Annotated in this window: 16 protein-coding genes; 8 read left to right on the top strand and 8 right to left on the bottom strand. The window is 69.1% G+C overall.

What is annotated here, in order from left to right; genetic code table 11:
* Positions 1–5: 5 nt before the first annotated feature.
* From Q0S71_RS03705 to prsR, 4 genes are all read left to right on the top strand, one after another.
* Complete coding sequence (locus Q0S71_RS03705; protein ID WP_295991496.1) at positions 6–1,043, top strand: SDR family oxidoreductase; 1,038 nt, start codon at positions 6–8, stop codon at positions 1,041–1,043.
* Between the two features lie 75 nt (positions 1,044–1,118).
* Positions 1,119–2,519 (top strand): TIGR03013 family XrtA/PEP-CTERM system glycosyltransferase, encoded by a 1,401-nt coding sequence (locus Q0S71_RS03700; RefSeq protein WP_295991493.1) that lies wholly within the window; start codon positions 1,119–1,121, stop codon positions 2,517–2,519.
* 40 nt (positions 2,520–2,559) lie between these two features.
* Entirely contained in the window at positions 2,560–4,665 is a 2,106-nt protein-coding gene (gene prsK / locus Q0S71_RS03695) for an XrtA/PEP-CTERM system histidine kinase PrsK (RefSeq protein ID WP_295991489.1), read from the top strand.
* 57 nt (positions 4,666–4,722) lie between these two features.
* Positions 4,723–6,078 carry a PEP-CTERM-box response regulator transcription factor gene (gene prsR / locus Q0S71_RS03690; RefSeq protein WP_295991487.1) on the top strand — a complete coding sequence of 452 codons (1,356 nt, stop codon included), beginning with the start codon at positions 4,723–4,725 and terminating at the stop codon, positions 6,076–6,078.
* Here the strand turns inward: prsR and Q0S71_RS03685 are convergent.
* Genes Q0S71_RS03685 through Q0S71_RS03650 form a run of 8 tightly spaced genes read right to left on the bottom strand, consistent with a single transcriptional unit; the run spans position 6,043 to position 15,041 of the window.
* Positions 6,043–8,469, bottom strand: a complete 2,427-nt coding sequence (locus Q0S71_RS03685; RefSeq protein ID WP_295991485.1) for a hypothetical protein — start codon at positions 8,467–8,469, stop codon at positions 6,043–6,045. The genes prsR and Q0S71_RS03685 overlap by 36 nt on opposite strands.
* Positions 8,469–9,233: a tetratricopeptide repeat protein gene (locus Q0S71_RS03680; protein WP_295991480.1), complete on the bottom strand. Its 765-nt coding sequence runs from the start codon at positions 9,231–9,233 to the stop codon at positions 8,469–8,471. The genes Q0S71_RS03685 and Q0S71_RS03680 overlap by 1 nt, the downstream gene beginning before the upstream one ends.
* Positions 9,233–10,534, bottom strand: a complete 1,302-nt coding sequence (locus Q0S71_RS03675) for a glycosyltransferase (protein WP_295991477.1) — start codon at positions 10,532–10,534, stop codon at positions 9,233–9,235. Before Q0S71_RS03675 ends, Q0S71_RS03680 begins: the two co-directional genes overlap by 1 nt.
* Positions 10,516–11,571, bottom strand: a complete 1,056-nt coding sequence (locus Q0S71_RS03670; RefSeq protein ID WP_295991474.1) for a hydrolase 1, exosortase A system-associated — start codon at positions 11,569–11,571, stop codon at positions 10,516–10,518. The genes Q0S71_RS03675 and Q0S71_RS03670 overlap by 19 nt, the downstream gene beginning before the upstream one ends.
* Positions 11,561–12,427 carry a hydrolase 2, exosortase A system-associated gene (locus Q0S71_RS03665; RefSeq protein WP_295991470.1) on the bottom strand — a complete coding sequence of 289 codons (867 nt, stop codon included), beginning with the start codon at positions 12,425–12,427 and terminating at the stop codon, positions 11,561–11,563. Before Q0S71_RS03665 ends, Q0S71_RS03670 begins: the two co-directional genes overlap by 11 nt.
* Complete coding sequence (locus Q0S71_RS03660) at positions 12,424–12,672, bottom strand: acyl carrier protein (RefSeq protein ID WP_295991467.1); 249 nt, start codon at positions 12,670–12,672, stop codon at positions 12,424–12,426. The genes Q0S71_RS03665 and Q0S71_RS03660 overlap by 4 nt, the downstream gene beginning before the upstream one ends.
* A 3-nt stretch (positions 12,673–12,675) precedes the next feature.
* Entirely contained in the window at positions 12,676–13,749 is a 1,074-nt protein-coding gene (locus Q0S71_RS03655; protein ID WP_295991462.1) for a GNAT family N-acetyltransferase, read from the bottom strand.
* Between the two features lie 8 nt (positions 13,750–13,757).
* Complete coding sequence (locus Q0S71_RS03650; protein ID WP_295991459.1) at positions 13,758–15,041, bottom strand: DegT/DnrJ/EryC1/StrS family aminotransferase; 1,284 nt, start codon at positions 15,039–15,041, stop codon at positions 13,758–13,760.
* A gap of 336 nt (positions 15,042–15,377) precedes the next feature.
* Here Q0S71_RS03650 and Q0S71_RS03645 point away from each other — a divergent pair, with 336 nt between their 5' ends.
* The 4 genes from Q0S71_RS03645 to Q0S71_RS03630 are packed head-to-tail and all read left to right on the top strand — an operon-like array spanning position 15,378 to position 20,835.
* Positions 15,378–16,997 (top strand): acyl-CoA ligase (AMP-forming), exosortase A system-associated, encoded by a 1,620-nt coding sequence (locus tag Q0S71_RS03645; RefSeq protein ID WP_295991455.1) that lies wholly within the window; start codon positions 15,378–15,380, stop codon positions 16,995–16,997.
* Positions 16,994–18,253 carry a pyridoxal-dependent decarboxylase, exosortase A system-associated gene (locus tag Q0S71_RS03640; protein WP_295991453.1) on the top strand — a complete coding sequence of 420 codons (1,260 nt, stop codon included), beginning with the start codon at positions 16,994–16,996 and terminating at the stop codon, positions 18,251–18,253. Before Q0S71_RS03645 ends, Q0S71_RS03640 begins: the two co-directional genes overlap by 4 nt.
* Positions 18,254–18,308: 55 nt before the next feature.
* Positions 18,309–20,156, top strand: coding sequence for an asparagine synthase-related protein (locus Q0S71_RS03635; RefSeq protein WP_295991450.1), 1,848 nt, complete (start codon positions 18,309–18,311; stop codon positions 20,154–20,156).
* Between the two features lie 46 nt (positions 20,157–20,202).
* Positions 20,203–20,835: a hypothetical protein gene (locus Q0S71_RS03630; protein ID WP_295991447.1), complete on the top strand. Its 633-nt coding sequence runs from the start codon at positions 20,203–20,205 to the stop codon at positions 20,833–20,835.
* The last annotated feature ends 4 nt before the right edge of the window (positions 20,836–20,839 follow it).

The raw sequence follows: 20,839 nt of genomic DNA, 5'->3' as shown, positions 1-20,839 counted from the left end.
ACGCTGTGAGCAAGATAGACGAAGTAAAAGACCAGCTGCGGGCGACGCCCCGGCTGTGGCTGGTGACCGGCGCCGCCGGCTTCATCGGATCGAACCTGGTGCAAACGCTGTTGCAGCTGGGCCAGCGGGTGCGCGGGCTGGACAATTTCGCCACCGGCTTCCAGCACAATCTGGACCAGGTGCGCGAACTGGTCGGCGCCGCCGCCTGGGACAATTTCAACTTCATCGAGGGCGATATCCGCCGCCCGGCCGACTGCGTGCTGGCCTGCGCCGGCGTCGATTACGTGCTGCACGAGGCCGCCATCGGCTCCGTGCTGCGCTCGGTCGAAGACCCGCTGACGACCCACGACACCAACATCACCGGCTTCCTCAACATGCTGACGGCGGCGCGCGACGCCGGCGTGCGCCGCTTCGTCTACGCCGCCTCCAGCTCCACTTATGGCGACCACGCCGGCCTGCCCAAGGTCGAGGACCAGATCGGCAATCCGCTGTCGCCCTATGCCGTCACCAAATACGCCAACGAGCTGTACGCCAACGTCTTCGGGCGCTGCTACGGCATGCGCACCATCGGCCTGCGCTATTTCAATGTGTTCGGACCGCGCCAGGACCCGCACGGCGCCTACGCGGCCGTGATCCCGCAATGGGTGGCGGCGCTGATCGCCAACCGGCCCCTGTTCATCAACGGCGACGGCGAGACCAGCCGCGATTTCTGCTTCATCGACAATGTGGTGCAAGCCAATCTGCTGGCGGCCACGGCCGTGAGCGACGAGGCCACCGACCAGGTCTACAACGTGGCGCTGGGCGAACGCACCACGCTGACCCGGCTCTACCAGATGATGCACGAGCTGCTGCGCGACCGTTTCCCGCACCTGCTGGCGCACCACCCGCAATACCAGGGCTTCCGGGCCGGCGACATCCGCCACTCGCAGGCCGACATCGGCAAGGCACGCGCGCGGCTCGGCTACGCGCCCACCCACAGCATCAAGGACGGATTACATGAGGCGATGGATTGGTACGTCCATCATTTACTTGAGACGCCTTAATAACATCTCCGGAGCGGCGGCGCCTCGCGCTCGCCCCAGCCGGCCAAAATTAGACCAAAAAATGCAGGTATCGCCATGCTCAAGATTTCCAATCATTATGTCTCCAAGATAGTTTGCGGGCTGTTGCTGCTGGAATTTTTCATCCTGCTCGGCTCCTTTTACGCGGGCGCCGGCGTGCGCCTGTTCGACGGCGCCGAATTCATCCTGCCCAAGCTCGAGCACACCTTCATGTCGGCCCTGCTGTTCGCCGCCATCCTGATGTTCAGCATGGGCGCCATGGGCATGTACCAGCACGACATCGACGGCACCCTGCGCAGCCATCTGCTGCGCCACCTGCTGCCATCCTTCGGCATGGGCTTCTGCCTGCTCACCCTGCTGTTCTACGCCGTGCCCTCGCTGTATTTCGGCCGCGGCATCCTGGTCTACGACTATCTGTTCGCCGGCGGCGGCATCCTGGCCGCGCGCGCCGCGCTGATGCACACCTCGCGCAGCCACCTGCTCGAATCGCGCATCATGGTGCTCGGCACCGGCGCGCTGGCCCAGACCTGCGGCCAGCAGATCGGCAGCGGCGGCTTCCGCAAATACAATCTGGTCGGCTATGTGTCGATGGCGTCGGAGGAGGCCTGCGTGCCATCGTCGCAGCTGCTGGCGCTGGAACCGGACGGCTCGCTGCTGGCGCTGGCGCTGCGGCTGCGCGTGCGCGAAATCGTGGTGTCGGTGCAAAACCGGCGCGGCGGCGCCATCCCCATCCGCGACTTGCTCGAATGCAAGCTGAACGGCATCGCCGTGACCGACGCCTCCACCTTTTTCGAGCGCGAAACCTGCCAGATCCGGGTCGAGTCGATGCAGCCGAGCTGGCTGGTCTTCGGCGGCGGCTTCGACCAGAGCTTCGCCCGCACCTTCATGAAGCGCGTGTTCGACATCGCCGTCAGCCTGGCGCTGCTGATCCTGACGCTGCCGCTGATGTTGCTGACGGCGCTGGCGATTTTCCTGGAAGACGGCGCGCCCATCTTTTACTCGCAGGAGCGCGTCGGCCGCGACAGCCGCGTCTTCAAGGTGCACAAATTCCGCAGCATGCGGCGCGACGCCGAAAAAGGCATGTTGCCGCAGTGGGCGGGCCGCAACGACAGCCGCATCACCCGCGTCGGCGGCATCATCCGCAAGCTGCGCATCGACGAGCTGCCGCAGATCCTCAACGTGCTCAAGGGCGAGATGAGCCTGGTCGGCCCGCGTCCCGAGCGGCCTTTCTTCGTCGACCAGCTGAACCAGTGCGTGCCTTATTACAATGTGCGCCACAGCATCAAGCCCGGCATCACCGGCTGGGCCCAGGTGCGCTACGGCTACGGCGATTCGGTCGAGGACGCGCTGCAAAAATTGCAATATGATATGTATTACGTCAAGAATCACAGCCTGCTGCTCGACTTGCTGGTGCTGATCGACACCTTCGAGGTGGTCGTGTTCGGCGCCGGACGGTGAGGCGCGGCGGGCCGGCCTCGGAGCACCCCGTTTGATGTTGATGAATGGTACAGCCAGCTACAGTTACGCCAGCGCCGCGCTGGCGTTTCTCTTCCTTTGTGTGCTACTGCTGAGCAAGTGGCGCGACCGCGCGCCCAGCCGCTGGCTGGCCGCCGCCGCCGCGCTGACGGTGCTGTGGGCGGCGGCCTGCGCCATGGATGGCTGGAGCGATGGCTGGACCGGCGGCGCCTTCGGTGCCGGGACCGGCGGCGAGCCCGGCCCGGCCAGCCTGCCGCCGCTGGCCACCGTGCTGGCCGAATGGCTGCGCAGCGCGGCCTGGAGCGCCGTCCTGCTCGGTATGCTGGGCCAGTTCCGCCCGCGCGGCGTGATGCCGACGCCGCTGTCGCGCTGGACCGCCGGCGCCTACCTGCTGGCGCTGGCCGTGGCGCTGTCGCGGCCGTGGCTGGCGCAGTCCGACTATTTCACCCTGTCCGTGTTGGGCGGCATCGGCCTGGCCGTGCTGGGCCTGGCGCTGGTCGAACAACTGTACCGCAACACCAGTGCCCACAAGCGCTGGGCCGTCAAGTTCGCCTGCCTCGGCATGGGCGGCTTGTTCGTCTACGATTTCTATATGTACAGCGACGCCTTGCTGTTCCGCGAACTGAGCGGCGAGCTGTGGGCGGCGCGCGGCCTCGTCAACGCGCTCACGGCGCCGCTGCTGGCCCTGGCCGTGGCGCGCCAGGCGGCGGCCGTGCCGCAGCTGGCCGTGTCGCGCCGCATGCTGTTCCACTCGGCCGCGCTGGTCGGCGCCGCCGTCTACCTGCTGACGATGAGCTCGGCCGCCTATTATCTGCGCTACGTGGGCGGCAGCTGGGGTTCGCTGATGCAGCTGGCCTTCCTGTTCGGCGCCTCCATGCTGCTGGCCGGCATACTGTTTTCCGGCACCATGCGGGCCTGGTTGCGGGTCTTCATCAGCAAGCATTTTTACCGCTACAACTACGATTACCGCGAAGAATGGCTGCGCTTCACGGGCACGCTGTCGCAGCCGGGGCCGCTGCTCGCCGAGCGCAGCATCCAGGCCTTGGCCGCGCTGGTCGAAAGCCCGGGCGGCGCGCTGTGGCTGCGCGAGGACGGCGGCGGCTACGCGCCGGCCGCGCAGTGGCAGATGCCGCCCCAGCGCGACGCCGACTGCCGCCTGGCGCCCGGCGCGCCGTTCGCCCGCTTCATCGAGCAGCGCCGGTGGCTGGTCGACCTGCACGGCGTGCCGCCGGACGGGGCCGAGCCGGCGCCCGACTGGCTGCGCGCCATCCCGCGCGCCTGGCTGGTGGTGCCGCTGATGTTGCACGGCCAGCTGACCGGCTTCGTGCTGCTGTTGCGCGCGCGCAGCCCGGTGGTGCTGAACTGGGAAGTGATCGACTTGCTGAAGATCGCCGGCAGCCAGGCCGCCAGTTATCTGGCCCAGCAGCAGGCCGACAGCGCGCTGATGCTGGCGCGCCAGTTCGATTCCTTCAACCGCCTGTCGACCTTTGTCGTGCACGACCTGAAAAACCTGGTGGCGCAATTGTCGCTGCTGGCGGCCAACGCCGAAAAACACCACGACAATCTCGACTTCCAGGCCGACATGCGGCGTACCATGGTGTATTCGGTGCAAAAGATGAAGGGCATGTTGCAAAAACTCAGCCGCACCGCCTCGCCGCAGCCGGCCACGCCGCTGGCGCTGGAGCGCTTGCTGTTGCAGGCGGTCGAGCAAAAAGCCGTGTTCCGGCCGACGCCGCGCCTGTCCATCGCCGCCGCCGGGGCCGACGTGCTGGTGCTGGCCGACGCCGAGCGGCTGGAACGGGTGCTGGGCCACCTGATCCAGAACGCCATCGAGGCGACGCCCAAGGACGGCGAGGTCGGCGTCACGCTCAGCCGCGACGGCGAGCGCGTCAAGCTGGAAATCCGCGACACCGGCAGCGGCATGAGCGAGGAGTTCGTGCGCGAGCGTTTGTTCAAGCCCTTCGACTCGACCAAGTCGGCCGGCATGGGCATAGGCGCGTTCGAGAGCCGCGAATACATCCACGAGCTGGGCGGGCAGCTGGAAGTGAGCAGCCGGCCGCAGCAGGGCAGCACCTTCACCGTCCATTTGCCGCTGTACCGCCGGGACGCGCTGGAACGCGCGGCCTGACGGTCCCCGAGCACATCAACAAACCACCGGCGCCGCGCGCCACGATAGAAGAAGATTATGAGCAAACCTAAGCTGTTGGTCATCGAAGACGACCTGGGCCTGCAAACCCAGCTGCGCTGGAATTTCGACGCCTACGACGTCATCGTCGCCGGCGACCGCGAGTCGGCGCTGGCCCAGCTGCGCCGCCACGAGCCGGCGGTGGCGACGCTGGACCTGGGCCTGCCGCCCGACCCGGACGGCGCCACCGAGGGCCTGGCCACGTTGCAACAGATTTTGGAACTGGCGCCGGATACCAAGGTCATCATCCTGACCGGCAACCAGGACCGCGCCCACGCCATGCGCGCCATCGCCCTGGGCGCCTACGATTTCCACCAGAAGACCACCGAGCCGGAAGTGCTGGCCCTGGTCATCGAGCGCGCCTACGTGCTGCACGCCTTGCAGCAGGACAACCGCCGCCTGCAAGAGGCGCCGGCCACCGCGCCCATGGACGGCATCATCACGCGCGACCCCGGCATGCTGAAGCTGTGCCGCATGGTTGAAAAAGTGGCGCCCAGTTCGGCCTCGGTGATGGTGCTGGGCGAAAGCGGCACCGGCAAGGAAGTGATGGCACGCGCGCTGCACCGCCTGAGCGCCCGTGGCCGTGCGCGCTTCATGGCCATCAACTGCGCGGCCATCCCCGAAACGCTGCTCGAAAGCGAATTGTTCGGCTACGAAAAGGGCGCCTTCACCGGCGCCGCCAAGCTGACCAAGGGCAAGGTCGAGCTGGCCCACGGCGGCAGCTTCTTCCTCGACGAGGTGGGCGACCTGCCGCTGCCGCTGCAAGCGAAGCTGCTGCGCTTTTTGCAGGAGCGCGTCATCGAGCGCGTCGGCGGCCACGAGGAAATCGCCGTCGACGTGCGCATCATCTGCGCCACCCACCAGGACTTGCACGCGCTGACCAAGGAAGGCCGTTTCCGCGAAGACTTGTATTACCGGCTGTCGGAAATCGTGCTGACGATCCCGCCGCTGCGCGAACGCAACGGCGACGCCGTGCTGCTGGCGCAACACTTCAAGAACCTGTTCTGCGCCCAGGAAGGACGCGGCGCGCTGCAATTTCGCGCCGACGCGCTGGCCCAGATCGGCCAGTATGCGTGGCCGGGCAATGTGCGGGAACTGGAAAACTGCGTCAAGCGCGCCATCATCATGGCGGACGGCAACCTGATCCAGGCCGAAGACCTGGGCTTGCGCGGCGGTTCGCTGGCCGAGGAACCGCTCAATCTGCGCCAGGTGCGCGACCAGGCCGAGCGCCAGGCCATCGTCGGCAGCCTGGCGCGGGTCGGCGGCAATATCGCCCGCGCCGCCGAACTGCTCGGCATCAGCCGGCCCACGCTCTACGATTTAATGGAGCGGCACGGCATCAAGTCCGCCGCCTGAACGGCGCCGCCGGCCGCGCTGCGCCGGCGCCGGCCTGGCCCGCAGCGGCGTCAGCGTGCCGCAGGCGATCAGCAACAGCATCAGCGTGGTCAGGCGCGGCACGTCGGTCAGGCTGTCGAACAGGCCGACCATCATCACGCCCGTCAGCGCCGCCAGCGTCACGGCCGGCGCCAGCTCGCCGCGCAGCGCGCGGCCCAGCATCACGCCGCAGGCCGTCAGCAGCAGCAGCGCCATCGCGGCCAGTCCCAGCCAGCCGGTCTCGAACACCATATTGACGAAGAAATTCTTGATGTGCCAGGGGAAGTGGTTGTGGTCGCTGCTGAAGAACCAGTGATTGTTGGCGGCGGCGAAATCGCCGTTGGCGATCAGCTCGGCGCCGCTGTCGTTGTCGCGCAGGCTGAGGTCGCTTATATCCAGCGCCGCGTTGCCCTCGTTCGACAATTCCAGTTGCACCGGCCGGTCGAGCAAGCCATCCTGGCCGAACTTGGGCGCGATCAGCGAAGCGTAGCGCACCCAGCCGCGCGCGCCGGCCTGCACCTGCAAGGGCGGATAGACGCAATTTTGCGGATAGATCAGCCAGCGCTCGCACACGCCGACCCGCAGCGCGGCGCTGTCGTCGGCGCGGCGCAGCGTCAGCGCCAGCGTGTAGCTGTGGCCGCTGAGCGGGTGGACCCGCTGCAACATGCGCAGCACTTCGCCGTAGCCCTGGGCGTAGCGGGGCGCGCCCAGGCGCAGGAAGTGGCGGCCCGGCTCGGCGCCGTAGGCGAAGGTGCCCGGCGTTTCGCCGTGGGTGTTGGCCCAGATGTAGGTGTCGGGATAGCGGCCCAGGCCCATGCCCAGCGCCTGCGTGGCCGGCTCCGGCGCCATCATGGCCAGCGCCTCGCTCCAGTGGCCGACCCGCACCATCAAGTCGCCGCCGACGTTGGCGAAGCGCACGCCCGTGTAATAACTGCTGGTGACGGGAATGACCACCAGCAGCGCGATGGCGCTGAAGGCGCTCAGCGTGACGAAGCCGCGGTTCAAGCGCCATATCGGACGCGGCAGCCAGCGGCTGGCGGCCAGCGCGCAGGCCAGCGCCACGGCCAGCAGGGCCGGCGCCAGCGCGGCGTTGCCGCCCCAGTGGCGCGCCACCAGCGTGGTGCCGAGCGCGATGGCGGGGAAGGGCGCGGCCACCAGCGCCAGGCCCAGCGTGCGGCGCGGCACCGGTCCGGCCAGCAGCAGCACGCCGGCGCCGCAGCAGGCGGCGGCCAGCGCATAGCCGGCGTAAGCGCCCTTGCCGGTGACGCCGGGCAGCAGCAGGTCGAGCGCGGCGGCCGCCGCCAGCAGCGCCAGGCCGAGCACGACGATCAGGGCCGCGTGGCGCAGGCGCGTGGCGGCGCCGCCGAGCACGACGGCGCTGGCCATCAGCCCCAGCGCCGCCGCCAGGCCACGGTAACCGCCGGCGGCGAAGACGGCGTCGAGCACCCAGGCCAGCACGGCCAGCAGCGCCAGCGCGCCCAGCGCCTTGTTCCAGCGCAGGCTGCCTTGGCGCAGGCGGGCGCCGGCCGACAGCAGGGCCAGTACCGCGCCGGCGCTGGCGTAGGCGAGGTAGATGTCGCGCGAAAACGTGGTCATGCCGCTGTAGACGCCGAGCAGGAAGCAGGCCAGGCCCAGCGCCACGCGCACGCGCGAGCGCTGGCCGACCAGCCACACGGCCACGAAGGGGAAGGCCATGGCCAGATAGGCGTCGAGCGCGGCGCCGCCGGTGTGCATGGCGGAAAAGGCGCCGGTCGGCCGGTAGTCGCTGGAAAAATTCGACAGGCCGGGGAAGAGCTTGCGCTCCCAGATCAGCGCGGCGCTGGCGAGCGCCAGGCCCAGCATCATGCCCGGTCCGAACCAGCGCCGCAGCTGTTCGCCGTCGGCGCCGGCCGTGCGGCGCAGCAGCGGCAGCAGCAGCAAGGGCCACAGCAAGCCCTTGAAGATGCGCAGGCTGTTGTAGTGGCTGGTGTAATTGCTGAAGGCGTTGGCGTCCAGCGGCGGCAGCGGCGTCACGCCGCGCCAGGCGGCGACGGCATAGCTCAGCGTCAGCAGGGTCAGCGCGGTCCCCACCACGGGCGGCAGGCGGGAAGTGGCAGGCGTGGCGGCGACGCGCCAGTAGCCGACGGCGCAGGTGGCCAGCAGCAGCAAATCGAGGTCTTCCAGGAAGAACCAGCCGGTCCACGGCGTGAAGTCCAGCGCCGGCAGGGCGGCCGGCACCAGCAGCAGCCACAGCGCGGGGCGATACCACAGCACGGCGCCATACACGGCCAGCGCCGCCGCCAGCAGCGCGGGCGGCGCCGGGAACACGGCCACGCCGCAGGCCAGCGCGGCCAGCATCAGCAGCGCGGCCGCGCGCAAGGTCCACGCCGCCATCACGGTTTCCGGCCCGTGTCGGCGTCGCCCTTGGCCTCGTCTTTGGCGGCATTGCCGTCTTTGACTTCCTTGCCGTCCTTCTCTTTATTATCCTTGGCCTCGACCGCGACGACCGGCGCGATGGCGACATCGGCATTCCACTGGCCCGAGTCGGTCAGCATCTTTTTCAGGCCGGACAGCGGAAACTGGAGCGCGTAGGCGCGTTGCGCCGCCAGGTTGGCCTGGGGGTATTTCTTCATCTTGAAATAGGCGAGGCCGAGGTTGTACTCGATCGGGCCGTTGCTCGGCTCCAGCTTGGCCGCTTGTTCCAGGAAGCCGAGGGCGCGCTCGTACTGGCCGCGCGCGTACAGGTACATGCCGAACTGGGCCCGCACTTGGGCGTCGTCCGGCACGAAGCGCAGCGCGCGGTCGAAATAGCATTCGACCGGATAGCGCATGTCGGGGATCTGGACCAGGTTGTCGCGCAGGGCGATTCGGCTGACCGTCGCCAGCGCGCGCGCATGGTTGGGGAAGGCGCGCAGCGTGTAAAACAATTCCTGGCCCAGCGTGCCGCTGTTGCCGTGCAAGCCTTGCTCGATGTTCGACGTGAAGTGGGCCGTTTCCACCAGCTCCAGACTGCCGGCGTTGGCCTTGTCGCGGAAGTCGAAGGGGCCGAAGGTATTGTTGAGCTCTCCGCACATCAAATTGTTGGCGGCGCCGTGGGCGGCATGGGGCATCAGGGCGGCCGTCAACACGGCCGCCAGCAGGGCGTGGGCATATTTCATCAAGTTCTCCGGTGTATCGCCGTCGCTGGCACGGCGGCGTGGTCAGCCACGCGGTCGAGCAGCGCGGCCAGTTGCACGCTGCGGGCGCGGCGGCTGCACGCGGCGACGGCGGCGGCCTGCGGCAGCGGCGCGCCGCCTTGTTCGAGCAGCGTGAGGAAATGGGGCAGGGCGGCGATGATGGCGTCGGCATCGGCCAGCGCGGCGATGGTGTCGATGCCGGCGTGGCGCAGGGCGGCGGCGCTGTCGCCGGCGGCGTCGGTCAGGCCCAGCACGGGACGGCCGGCGCGCAGGCATTCGTACAGCTTGGCCGGCAGCTGATGGTTGCAGTTGGCCGCTTGCAGCAGCAGCAAGCCGTCGGCCTCCATCATCTCGGCCAGCGCCGCGTGGTAGGGCAGATGGGGCGCCAGGGTGACGAGGTCGTCCAGGCCGTGCTGGCGCAGCAGCGGCGCCAGGTAATCATCGTGGCCGGTGGCGCGCAGCACCAGTTGCATGCGCTGCGCCGAGATGACGCCCAGCCGCTTGAGCGCGGCCAGCGCGGCGAACAGCGGCAGCGGGTCGCGCTCGGACGGGTAGATGGCGCCGCTGTGCAGGAGCCGCAGCGGACCGGGCGCGCGCGGCGATGGCGCCTCGGCCTGCGCCTGGATCAGCGCGGCGGCGCGGAAGTCGTCTTCGTCGTAGCCGTTTTCGATCAGCAGCAGGCGCTCGCGCGGCAATGCGGGATAGCGTTCGGCATACAGGCGCAGCGTGCCGGGCGAGGTGAACACCAGCGCCGCGCAGTGGCGCACCATCTGCCGCTCCAGCCAGGTGTAGACGCGGCGTTTGAGCGGATCGACCGGCACGGTGGCGTCGACCATGGGGTCGCGCAGGTCGGCGATCCACGGCAGGCCGGTGCAGCGGTGCAGCAGCAAGCCGATCAAATGGGCGCTGGCGATCGGATAGGTCGACCACAGCACTTGGGGCCGATAGCGCCTCACCATCAGCCAGCCGGCCGGCAGCGCGCCCAAACACCAGCTGACCCACGGGTCGGGCAGCGCCAGCCAGCGCGTGTAGCGTCCGCGCCAGGCCAGGTGGCGGCTGGTGTCGAGCGCGAAGGCGCGCCGCACCGGCAGGTCCGGCGGCAGCGTCAAGTCATCGCCGCGTTGCGCATAGGCGCGTGGATGGGCCGTCAACACCAGCGGCTGCCAGCCCAGCTGCGGCAGCTGGCGCACGAAGGACAGGCTGCGCTGGATGCCGCTGCTGCCGCGCAGCGGCGGAAAGTGGAACGCCACCATCAGCACCCGTTTCACCATGACGCGACCCACTGTGCGGTCCAGTCCGCGACCTGCCGGCGCCACGCGTCGGTGGAAAAAGTATGGTCGGCGGCGGCCAGCGTGTGGCGCGTGACGCGCGGCCCGCCGAGCAGGCGGCGCCAGGCCGGCGCGGCCTGCGCCATGTCGAGGAATTCGCGCGCCGTCAGGTCGGCGCCGCTGATAATCAGCAGCACCGGCCCGGAAAAGCCTTGCCAGCCGGCCAGCATGCGCTGGTGCAGATCGCCTTGCGCCCCGGCTGCCGGCGCGGTCGCCGTCGTCGTTGCTATCGTCGCTGCCGACGTTGCTGACGCGGACGTCGGCGCGGTGCGGCCGTAGGCCTTGCGCAGCAGCCCGAGCAACGAGCGCAGCGCGGCGCCGTAGTCGAAGCGGCCGGCGCGGATTTTTTGCCACAGTTCCGGCGCCATCAGGCGTTGCAGATAATAGTGTTTGAGCGTCGTGCGGGCCTGGCCCAGTTGGGTGCGGGCCCACGGGTTCAGCAGCACCATGCCGCCGACGCGGGGGTCGCCCTTGGCATAGAACAGGGCCGCCGATGCGGCGTCGCACAAGCCCCACAGCACCACTTGTTCCAGTCCTGGGGCGACGCTGAAGAAATGGTCGATGGCGCAGCGCACGTCGTCGCCGACCTCCTCGAAGTCGCGCGCCGCGCCGTCGCTGTCGCCCATGCCGCGATAATCGAAGCGCATGACCGGGATGCCTTGTGCGGCCAGATGACGCGCCAGCAGGGCGAACTGGCGATGGCTGCCGGCGCGGTACTGCGGTCCGCCGACGACGATGAGCACGCCGCGCCGCGCCGGAGCGGCCGTGGGACTGAGCACGCCAAACAGCTGCTCGCCGTGGCAGTTGAAACTGAGCGCGATGTCGTCGGCTGGCGTTGGCGCTAAGGTTGGCGCTAAGGTTGGGGTTGGCGGCGTGGCATCGGCTTGCACGGCGGCTTGTACGGCATCGGCTTGCATGCCGTCCGCTTGCACAGCATCAGCTTGCACGGCATCGGACGGCGCGCCATCGGCCGGCATGACATCACGCAGCATGGCAAGCATCCAACGGCACGGCATCGGTGGCGTCCAGCAGGGCCGGGCTGGTGCTGATTTCCTGCGTGGCCCAGAATTGCGGCCCGGCCACCGATTGCGCCGTGGCCGTCGCGCCGGCCGCCTGCCACGCGGCCAGCATGCGGCTGGCGGCCGGCGTCAGCGGCTGGTCTTCCTTGCTGGCCAGCTCGAACCAGCGCACCGGACAGGCCGGCGCCGGCAGCCGCGCGGCGTCGAGCGCGTCGATGGCCAGCGCCAGCGCCGGCGCCACCGTGTAGCCGGCGATTTCCAGCGCCTCGCCGCGAGCGAACGCGGCGCGCAGCGCGTTGGTGCCGCCGCCCTGGGCGCCTTCGCCGGACAGCATGTCGCCGGCCACCTTCAAGCGCAGGAACTGGGTCAGCGCGGCGCTGCCGTTGAGCGACGGCTGCCACAGCAGCAGATCGGCCGGCGTCGTGCCGCCGCGCTGCGCATAGTCGAGCGCCAGCAGCGCGCCCAGGCGCAAGCCCCACAGGCCGGGCGCTTGTGGCAGCGCCTCGCCCAGGCGCTGATGCAGCCATTGCGCGCCGCGCGCCAGGTCGTCGAGCCAGCCGTCCCAGCGCGCCTGCGCGAAGTCGCCGGCGCTGTCGCCGCAGCCGTGCAGGTCCATGCACAGCACGGCGTAGCCACGGCCGGCCATGCGGCGCGCCTGCAAGGCCGCCATGCGGCGCGCCTTGTTCATTTCTTCGGCGAACGGCGCCACGTACTGGTAGGCGCCGCGGCAGCGTCCGGCCGGCGGATAGTACAGGCAATAGCGCGCCGCCGCGCCGCTGCCGAGAAAGAAACTCAGCACCGGTGCGGCGGCCGTGTCCGTTGCGTTCATGCGGCCACTTTTTGCTCGACAAAATCGGCCAGGCTGCCGAGGGTGGCGAAGGTGTCGGCGCTGATTTCGTCGTCGTCGACCTGGATGCCGAAATGTTCTTCCAGCGCGCCGATCAGCTGCACCACGGCCATCGAATCGAGTTCCGGGATGCGGCCCAGCAGCGCCGATTCCCGGCCCAGTTGCTGGCCGGCGGGGCCGAGGCCGAGGACGTCGCTGACGAGGTTGCGTACTTGCTCCAAATGCATGAATTACTCCGTAGATAGTGAGTCGGTGTGCGGCGCCGGCGTCGCGGCCGGCGGCGTTGCGGCCGCGCGCGATGCGGCGCGGCGGTTGGCCAGCGTGTGCAGCGCCAGCAGGCCGGGCCAGCGGTAATGGTTGACGTGGTACATGGTGCGCACGTCGTCGGTCCAGCGCGTGTGCCACTCCATCACTTTGCCATAGAATTCCAGGCGCTGGTGCCGGCCTAGTTCGAACAGTTCGCGGCAGCATTCCTCGCGCATCAGCAGCGTCGGCGACAGGCCGTTGGCGCCCGCTTCGTCGTAGGTGGTCTTGAGCACGATCAGGCAGCCGTGGCCTTCGATGCACAAGTCCATGGCCATCAGACGGTCGTCGAACCAATAGCGGTAGACGGCCGCCGCGCCGCGCCGCGCGTAGGCTTCTAGCATGGTGCGGTAAAAGCGGCCCTGCTCGTTGTCGGGATGGACGGCCGTGCCCAGCTGCTGCTTCCAGCCGGCGCTTTCGAGCCGGCCGAAGTCGGCCACGGCCTGCGCCATCAGCTCCGGCGCGCGGTCGATCTGCATGCGGGCGGCGACGCCGTCGCGGGCCAGCTTGTTGCGCTGCTTTTTCAGGTTGCTGCGCAGGTTCTTGCCGCGCGCGGCCCAGTAATCGTCGAAGCTGCCGGCGATGTCGATGTGGGCGGTGTTGATGTAGTCGAGGGTGCGGGTGAGCGCGCTGTCCGGCGGACGCGGCTCCAGGCGCGGGTCGCGCTGGCTCAGGCTCAGCATCAGCTGCATGCCGGGCAGCTTGCGCGTGAGCCCGGCCAGCAAAGCGTCGAGCGGCTCCTCGGCGCGGTGCATCCACATGCTGACCGGCGCCTGCGACGGCTGGAAGGTGCCCCAGGCGCCGCCACGGCGCGGCAACACCAGCGCCATCGCCAGCGTGCGGCCGTCGCGGGCGCAGACGGCCAGCCATTCGCGGCCGCTGCCGAAGGCGTCCAGCAGCGCCTGGACAAATTCCGGCTCCAGCAGCGCCGAGGCGGTGGTCTGGGCGTTAAAGGCGCGCCACATGTCGGCGTGGCGGGCAAATTCGCTGGCGGGCAGCATACTCCATCTCATGACGAGCCGGCTTTCTGCGCCTTCAAGGCGCCTTGGATCTGTTCTATCATCCACGCCAGTTCCGGCGCGGACAACTCTTGATGGCAGGGAAATTGCAGCACGCGCCGCGACAGTTCGACGCTGTTGGCGCAGACCGTGCGGTCGACGCCGGGCCACAGGTATTCGCCGAAGCGTATCACCGGCACGCCGGCGCGCTTGAGCTGGCGGAACACCCGCTCGGGCTCGTCGCACCAGAGCGGAAACACCCAGGGGTAGACCTGGTCCGGCAAGTGGGCGAACAGCGGCCGGCAGCCGGGCAGGCCGGCCAGGCCGGCCTGCAATTGCCCGTAATGGCGGCGGCGCAACTGGCCCATGCGCGGCAGCGACACCAGCCGCAGCACCGCGCGCGCGAACAGCGACGAGCGCTTGTGCATCCAGGCCGGGTCGAAGCCGAAGCCGCCGTCCGACGAACCCGGCGCCAGCGAGGGCGCGCCCGGCTGGCGTCGCGCCTTGATGCCGCGCCACAGCGTATCCTTGAGCCACAGCGGCAGCTTGACCAGCGCGCCCAGCAGCGGCAGCCGGCCGTATTCGAAACTGTCTTCCAGCGAATTGAAGGCGACCTTGGTCTCGAACGCCAGGCCGGCCGAGCGCAGCGTCACCCGGTCCAGCGCGTGGTGCGCCGACACCAGGCAGCCGCCCTCGTAGATGGGGAAAAATTTCATGCTGCTGGCGATGGCGTAATCGCCATAGCTGCCCAGCGGCCGGCCGGCGTAGCTGCCGAGGAAGGAGTGGGCGCAGTCTTCCAGCAGCATCAGGCCGTGCGCGTCGCAAAAGCGGCGCAGCGTGTCGAGCGCCTGCGGGAAGCCGAAGTAATTGGTGGCCATCAAGACCCGGACCGTGCCGTCGAGTTTGGAGGCCACGTCGTCCAGGTTGACCGAGGTGTCGGCGTTGACGCGGTAAAACACCGGCCTGGCGCCGCTCCAGATGACCGGCTCGACCATCGACGCGCAGTGGTAGGCCGGCACCAGCACGGTGGCGCCGCCGCCCACGCCCATCTGCCGCAGGGCCAGCGAAATGGCGACCCGGCCGCTGGTGACGAAGCGGGCCGGGCCGGCGTCCAGCACCGAGGACACGCGCGCGCCGCCGACCGGGTGACGCCAGAAGCTGGCCGCCGACAGCACCGGCGCGACCGGCAGGCGCGAGCGGGGAAAAGCGTCGATCGGTTCGGCGGACGCGGCGCCGGCGCCGGCCGCCAACGGGCCGACCCCGGCATTCAATTCGGAAACATGCATATTGCCCATGATTGTGGAACCTCAAAGTTTCCTAAAACATATTAAGAGAGTATAACGCAAATATATTTTTTTTAGCAACAATTATTATTGAATTTACAATCGTATTGGACGGGCAAGGGGCGGCGGGCTGTTGTATTTTGTATGAAGCCGAGTATTTTTGATAGTTGTGGCGGCCGCCGCCGAAAGTAGCTTAAAATATAAAAATGTAATTCTCTTGACAAGAATAGCATTCCGTCACGCGTGCCCTGGAATGCTTGCCGGAATTCGCGCCGGAATGTGCTCTACCCCGACACCCCGAACACCATTTGCGGCCCAGGCTGCCCGACTAGCAGGATGTCACGCTTCATGACCGTATTGATACACGATTTGCTGTTCGCTTCCGCGCAGCGCAGCCCGGGCTCCGAAGCGCTCGTTTATGGACCGCTGCGGCTGGACTACGCCGCCCTGGCCGCGCTGGTGCGGCGCGGCGCCGCCGGCTTGCTGGGCGCCGGACTGGGGCGCGGCGAGGCCGTCGCCGTCTATTTGGAAAAGAATGTCGAAAACGTCGCCGCCATGTTCGGCGCGGCGGCGGCCGGCGGCGTCTTCGTGCCCGTCAACCCGCTGCTCAAGCCCGAGCAGGTCGCCTACATCGTCGGCGACTGCGAGGCGGCCGTGCTGGTGACGTCGGCCGAGCGGCTGCCGCTGCTCAAGCCGGCGCTGGCCCGGTGTCCCGGCCTGCGGCTGGTGGTGCTGAGCGGCGCCGGCGCGGCCCAGCCGGCGGCGCCGCTGGACGGCGTGCCCGGCGTCGCTTCCATCGGCTGGGAGACGCTGCTGGCCGGTGTCGACAATGGCGACAATCTCGAAAACGCCCCGGCCGCGCACCGCCGCATCGACGCCGACATCGCCGCCATCCTCTACACCTCGGGCAGCACCGGCAAGCCCAAGGGCGTGGTGCTGTCGCACCGCAATATGGTGGCCGGCGCCCACAGCGTCACCAGCTACCTGGAAAACACGCCGCAAGACCGCATCCTGGCCGTGCTGCCGCTCAGTTTCGATTACGGCCTGAGCCAGCTGACCACGGCCTTCCACGCCGGCGCCACCGTGGTGCTGCTGAACCACCTGCTGGCGCGCGACGTGCTCAACGCCGTGGCGGCCGAGCGCATCACCGGCCTGGCCGCCGTGCCGCCGCTGTGGATGCAGCTGGCGCCGCTGCCCTGGCCGCGCGATTGCAGCCTGCGCTACCTGACCAATTCCGGCGGCGCCATGCCGCGCGCCGTGCTCGACGCGCTGCGCGCCGCGCTGCCGGCCGCGCGTCCCTTTTTGATGTACGGCCTGACCGAGGCCTTCCGCTCCACCTTTTTGGCGCCGGAGCAGCTCGACCTGCGGCCCACGTCGATGGGCAAAGCCATCCCCAACGCCGAAGTGATGGTGCTGCGGCCGGACGGCAGCGTCTGCGAAGCGGGCGAGCCGGGTGAGCTGGTCCATCGCGGCGCGCTGGTGTCGCTCGGCTACTGGCGCGATCCGGCCAAGACGGCCGAGCGCTTCCGCCCGGTGCCCACGCGCGACGGCCTGCCGCTGGCCGAGCTGGCCGTGTGGTCGGGCGACACCGTCACCCGCGACGAGGAAGGCTATCTCTACTTCGTCTCGCGCAACGATGAAATGATCAAGACTTCCGGTTACCGGGTCAGCCCGACCGAGGTGGAGGAGGTGGCCTACGCGCGGCTGCCGGTGACGGAAGTGGCGGCGCTGGGCGTGACCCATCCGACGCTGGGCCAGGCCATCGTGCTGGTGGCGCTGCTGCGCGACGGCGCCGACGCCAGCCCGGCCCAGCTGCTGGCGCTGTGCAAGCCGCACCTGCCGGCCTATATGTTGCCGCAGAAAATAGTCACCGTCGGCGCCGGCCTGCCGCGCAACCAGAACGGCAAGATCGACCGCAAGCTGCTGGCCGGCCTGCACGCGCAAGCTTTCACGGGAGCGGCGGCATGAGCGCGCCGCTGCCGCCCAAGCCATCGACGCAGCCGCCGCAGCACGCAGCGCTGACCCAGTTCCCGGTGCTCGACGACAGCCTGCACATCGGCGGCATGGCGCTGGAGCGGCTGGCCCAGCGCGTCGGCCAGACGCCGTTTTACGCCTATGACAGAAGCAGCCTGAGCGCACGGGTGGCGGCGCTGCGCCTGCACCTGCCGCCGCAGCTGCAACTGCATTACGCGATGAAGGCCAATCCCATGCCGGCCGTGGTGCAACTGATGGCCGGCATGGTCGACGGCATCGACGTCGCCTCGCACGGCGAGCTGAAGATCGCGCTCGACGCCGGCATGTCGCCCGAACGCATCAGCTTCGCCGGCCCCGGCAAGAGCGCCGCCGACCTGTCGCGGGCCATCGCCGCTGGCGTCATGCTGAACCTGGAATCGGAACACGAAATGGAACGGGCGGCCGAGACCGGCCAGCGCCTGGGCTTGCGGCCGGTGGTGGCGGTGCGCGTCAATCCCGACTTCGAGCTCAAGTCGTCGGGCATGAAGATGGGCGGCGGACCCAAGCCCTTCGGCGTCGACGCCGAGCGGGTGCCGGCCATGTTGCAGCGCTGCGCCGCGCTGGGCCTGGACTGGCGCGGCCTGCACATCTACAGCGGCTCGCAGAACTTGAAACCGGAGGCGCTGCACGAGGCTCAGTCCAAGACGCTGGCGCTGGCGCAGCGGCTGGCGGCCGACGCGCCGTCGGCCTTGCAGGTGTTGAACATGGGCGGCGGTTTCGGCATTCCGTATTTCCCCGGCGAAGCGCGGCTGAACCTGGAGGTGGTGGGCGCCAATCTGCGCCGGCTGCTGGACCAGGCGCGGACCGAGCTGCCGGGCACGGAATTCGTCATCGAACTGGGCCGCTATCTGGTCGGCGAGGCGGGCGCTTATGTGTGCCGGGTCGTCGAGCGCAAGATTTCGCGCGGCCAGGTGTATCTGGTGACGGACGGCGGCCTGCACCACCATCTGGCGGCCTCGGGCAATTTCGGCCAAGTGATACGCAAGAATTATCCCGTCGTCATCGGCAACAAAGTGCATGGCGGCCCGCGCGAGACGGCGTCCGTGGTCGGTCCGCTGTGCACGCCGCTCGACTTGCTGGCCGACAACCTGCCGCTGGCGCAGGCCGAGGCTGGCGACCTGGTGGTGGTGTTGCAGTCGGGCGCCTACGGCCTGAGCGCCAGCCCGGCCGGCTTCCTGGGCCACCCGGCGGCGCTGGAAGTGCTGGTTTGAAACCGCGTTTGAATCCGCGTTTGAAACCGCGTTTGAAACCGAATAAGGAAGCAAGATGAGCGGTTTGTGTGGATGGATGGGCGGCGCGGCGCTGGACGAGCGCGCCCTGATAGCGACGATGGCGGCGCCGCTGGCGCGTTTTGACAAGTTCACGCCGCAGCTGGCGCACGGCCGGCGCGGCGCGGCCGCCGTCGTGGCGTCGGCCGAAGCGGCGCACGTGGCCAGCCATGACGGCGTCATCGTCGCCGTCTGGGGCCGCCCCGTCAGCGCCGACGCGGAACTGGCGCGCGCCATGGACGCCGCCGGACTGGCGGCGGCGCTGGCGCGGGCCTGGCCCTGCGATCCGCAGCGCCTGTGCGCCGGCTTGGGCGGTTCGTTCGCGCTGGCCATCCTCGACGAGGTGCGCGGCGAGGCCGTGCTGGCCGTCGACCGCATGGCGGGCAAGCCCTTGATCTGGCAGTTGAACGGCGAGACGCTGGTGTTCGGTTCGTCGGCCGACGCCATGCGCCGCCATCCGGCCGCGCCGGCCGCGCTCGACCCGCAAAGCCTGTACAACTACGTCTATTTCCACATGGTGCCCAGTCCGGGCAGCATTTACCAGGGCCAGCAGCGGCTGTTGCCGGGCGAATTCCTGCACTACCGCCAGGGCCGGGTCAGCACCGGCAGCTACTGGCGCATGCAATTCGAGGAAACGCGCGAGCTGCCGTTCGACCAGCTGCGCGAACAATTCCTCGGCCTGCTGCGCAGCGGCGTGCGCGACGCCACGGCCGGCGATGTCAAAGTCGGCGCCTTCCTCAGCGGCGGCACCGACAGCTCGACCCTGGCCGGCGTGCTGTGCGAAGTGGGCGGCCGGCCGGCCGACACTTATTCGATCGGCTTCGAGGCCCAGGGCTACGACGAGATGGAATACGCGCGGCTGGCCTCGCGCCACTTCGGCACCAGCCACCATGAATACTATGTGACGCCGGACGACGTGGTGGCGGCGATCCCGCTGGCGGCCCAGATCTGCGACCAGCCCTGCGGCAACGCCTCCGTCATCCCCGCATATTACTGCGCCAAATTGGCGGCGGCCGACGGTGTGAGCCACATGCTGGGCGGCGACGGCGGCGACGAACTGTTCGGCGGCAACGAGCGCTACGCCAAGCAGCGGGTGTTCGCCCATTACGAGCGCGTGCCGCAACTGCTGCGCACGGCGCTCCTGGAACCGGCCATCTACGGCTGGCCGGGCCGCGGCCGCCTCGCCAGCAAGGCGCGCAGCTATATCGAGCAGGCCAAGCTGGGCATGCCGGCGCGGCTGGAAAGCTACAACCTGTTGGGCCGCTATGGCGCGGCGCAAGTGTTCACCGACGCCTTCCTGGCCGAGGTCGACAGCACCCGTCCGCTGGCCGAACTGCAACGCACCTACGGCCGCAGCGACGCAGCCACCCTGATCAACCGCATGCTGGCCCTGGACTTCCAGGTGACGCTGGCCGACAACGACTTGCCGAAAGTGATGCGGGCCTGCGAACTGGCCGGCGTGACGGCGGCGTTCCCCTTCCTCGACGACCGCATGGTGGCGTTCTCGGCCACGCTGTCGCCGCGGCAGAAGCTCAACGGCAGCCAGCTGCGCTGGTTCTTCAAGCAGGCGCTCAAGGGTTTCCTGCCGGAAGAAATCATCACCAAGCAAAAGCACGGCTTCGGCCTGCCCTTCGGCGTCTGGCTGGGCCAGCATCCGGCGTTGCTGGCCCTGGCGCGCGACAGCCTGAGCGATTTGCGCGGCCGCCAGATCGTGCGCGCCGACTTCATCGACGACCTGCTCAACACGCGCCTGCGCGAGCACGCCGGCTACCACGGCACCATGGTCTGGGTGCTGATGATGCTGGAGCAATGGTTCCGCCAGCGCGAGGGCGCGGCCGCGTGTTGATCGGGGCGCCGTGGCCGGCGGCGGGCGGCGGCATGGGGCGCGACGCATGAAACGCGGCATCGGTGGCTACGTCGGACGTTACGTCCGCCACCGCCATGGCGGCTGGCGCGGTCTGGCGCGCTTGCTGCTGGCCCGCGCCGAAGTGGCGCTGGGGCGGGCCGAGCGCTTCCGCCTGCGCCACCCGGAGCGGGTGCGGCGCGTGGTCTTCGTCTGCCTCGGCAACCTCTGCCGCAGCGCCTACGCCGAACACGCGGCCCGCGCCGCCGGCCTGGAAGTGGCGTCGTTCGGCCTGCTGACCAGCACCGGCGCGGTCTCGCCGGACGCGGCGCTGCGGGCGGCGCGGCGCCAGGGCGTGGCGCTGGAAGGCCACCGCGCCTGCGACTGGCGCGATTTCGAGCTGCGCGCCGGCGACTTGCTGCTGGTGATGGAATTGCGCCAGGCGCGCCAACTGCGGCGCCGGCTCGGCAAGCGCAGCGACGTGCAACTGGCGCTGCTGGGCATGTGGTGCGACCCGCCGCTGCCGTATCTGCACGATCCCTTCGGTCTCGGCGACGAGTATTTCGACCGTTGTTTCCAGCACGTGCGGCAGGCGGTGCGGCGCTTGCTGCCGATGCTGCCGCGGGCGCACGCGCGCGACGATGGTGGCGACACCGGAGAGGCGAACGGGGCGATACTATGAGCCG

Origin of the sequence: Rugamonas sp. (assembly GCF_025354735.1) — a bacterium.
GTDB lineage: Bacteria > Pseudomonadota > Gammaproteobacteria > Burkholderiales > Burkholderiaceae_D > Rugamonas.
Note: the sequence above shows the minus strand (reverse complement) of the source record. Positions and strands in the feature narration are given on the sequence as shown.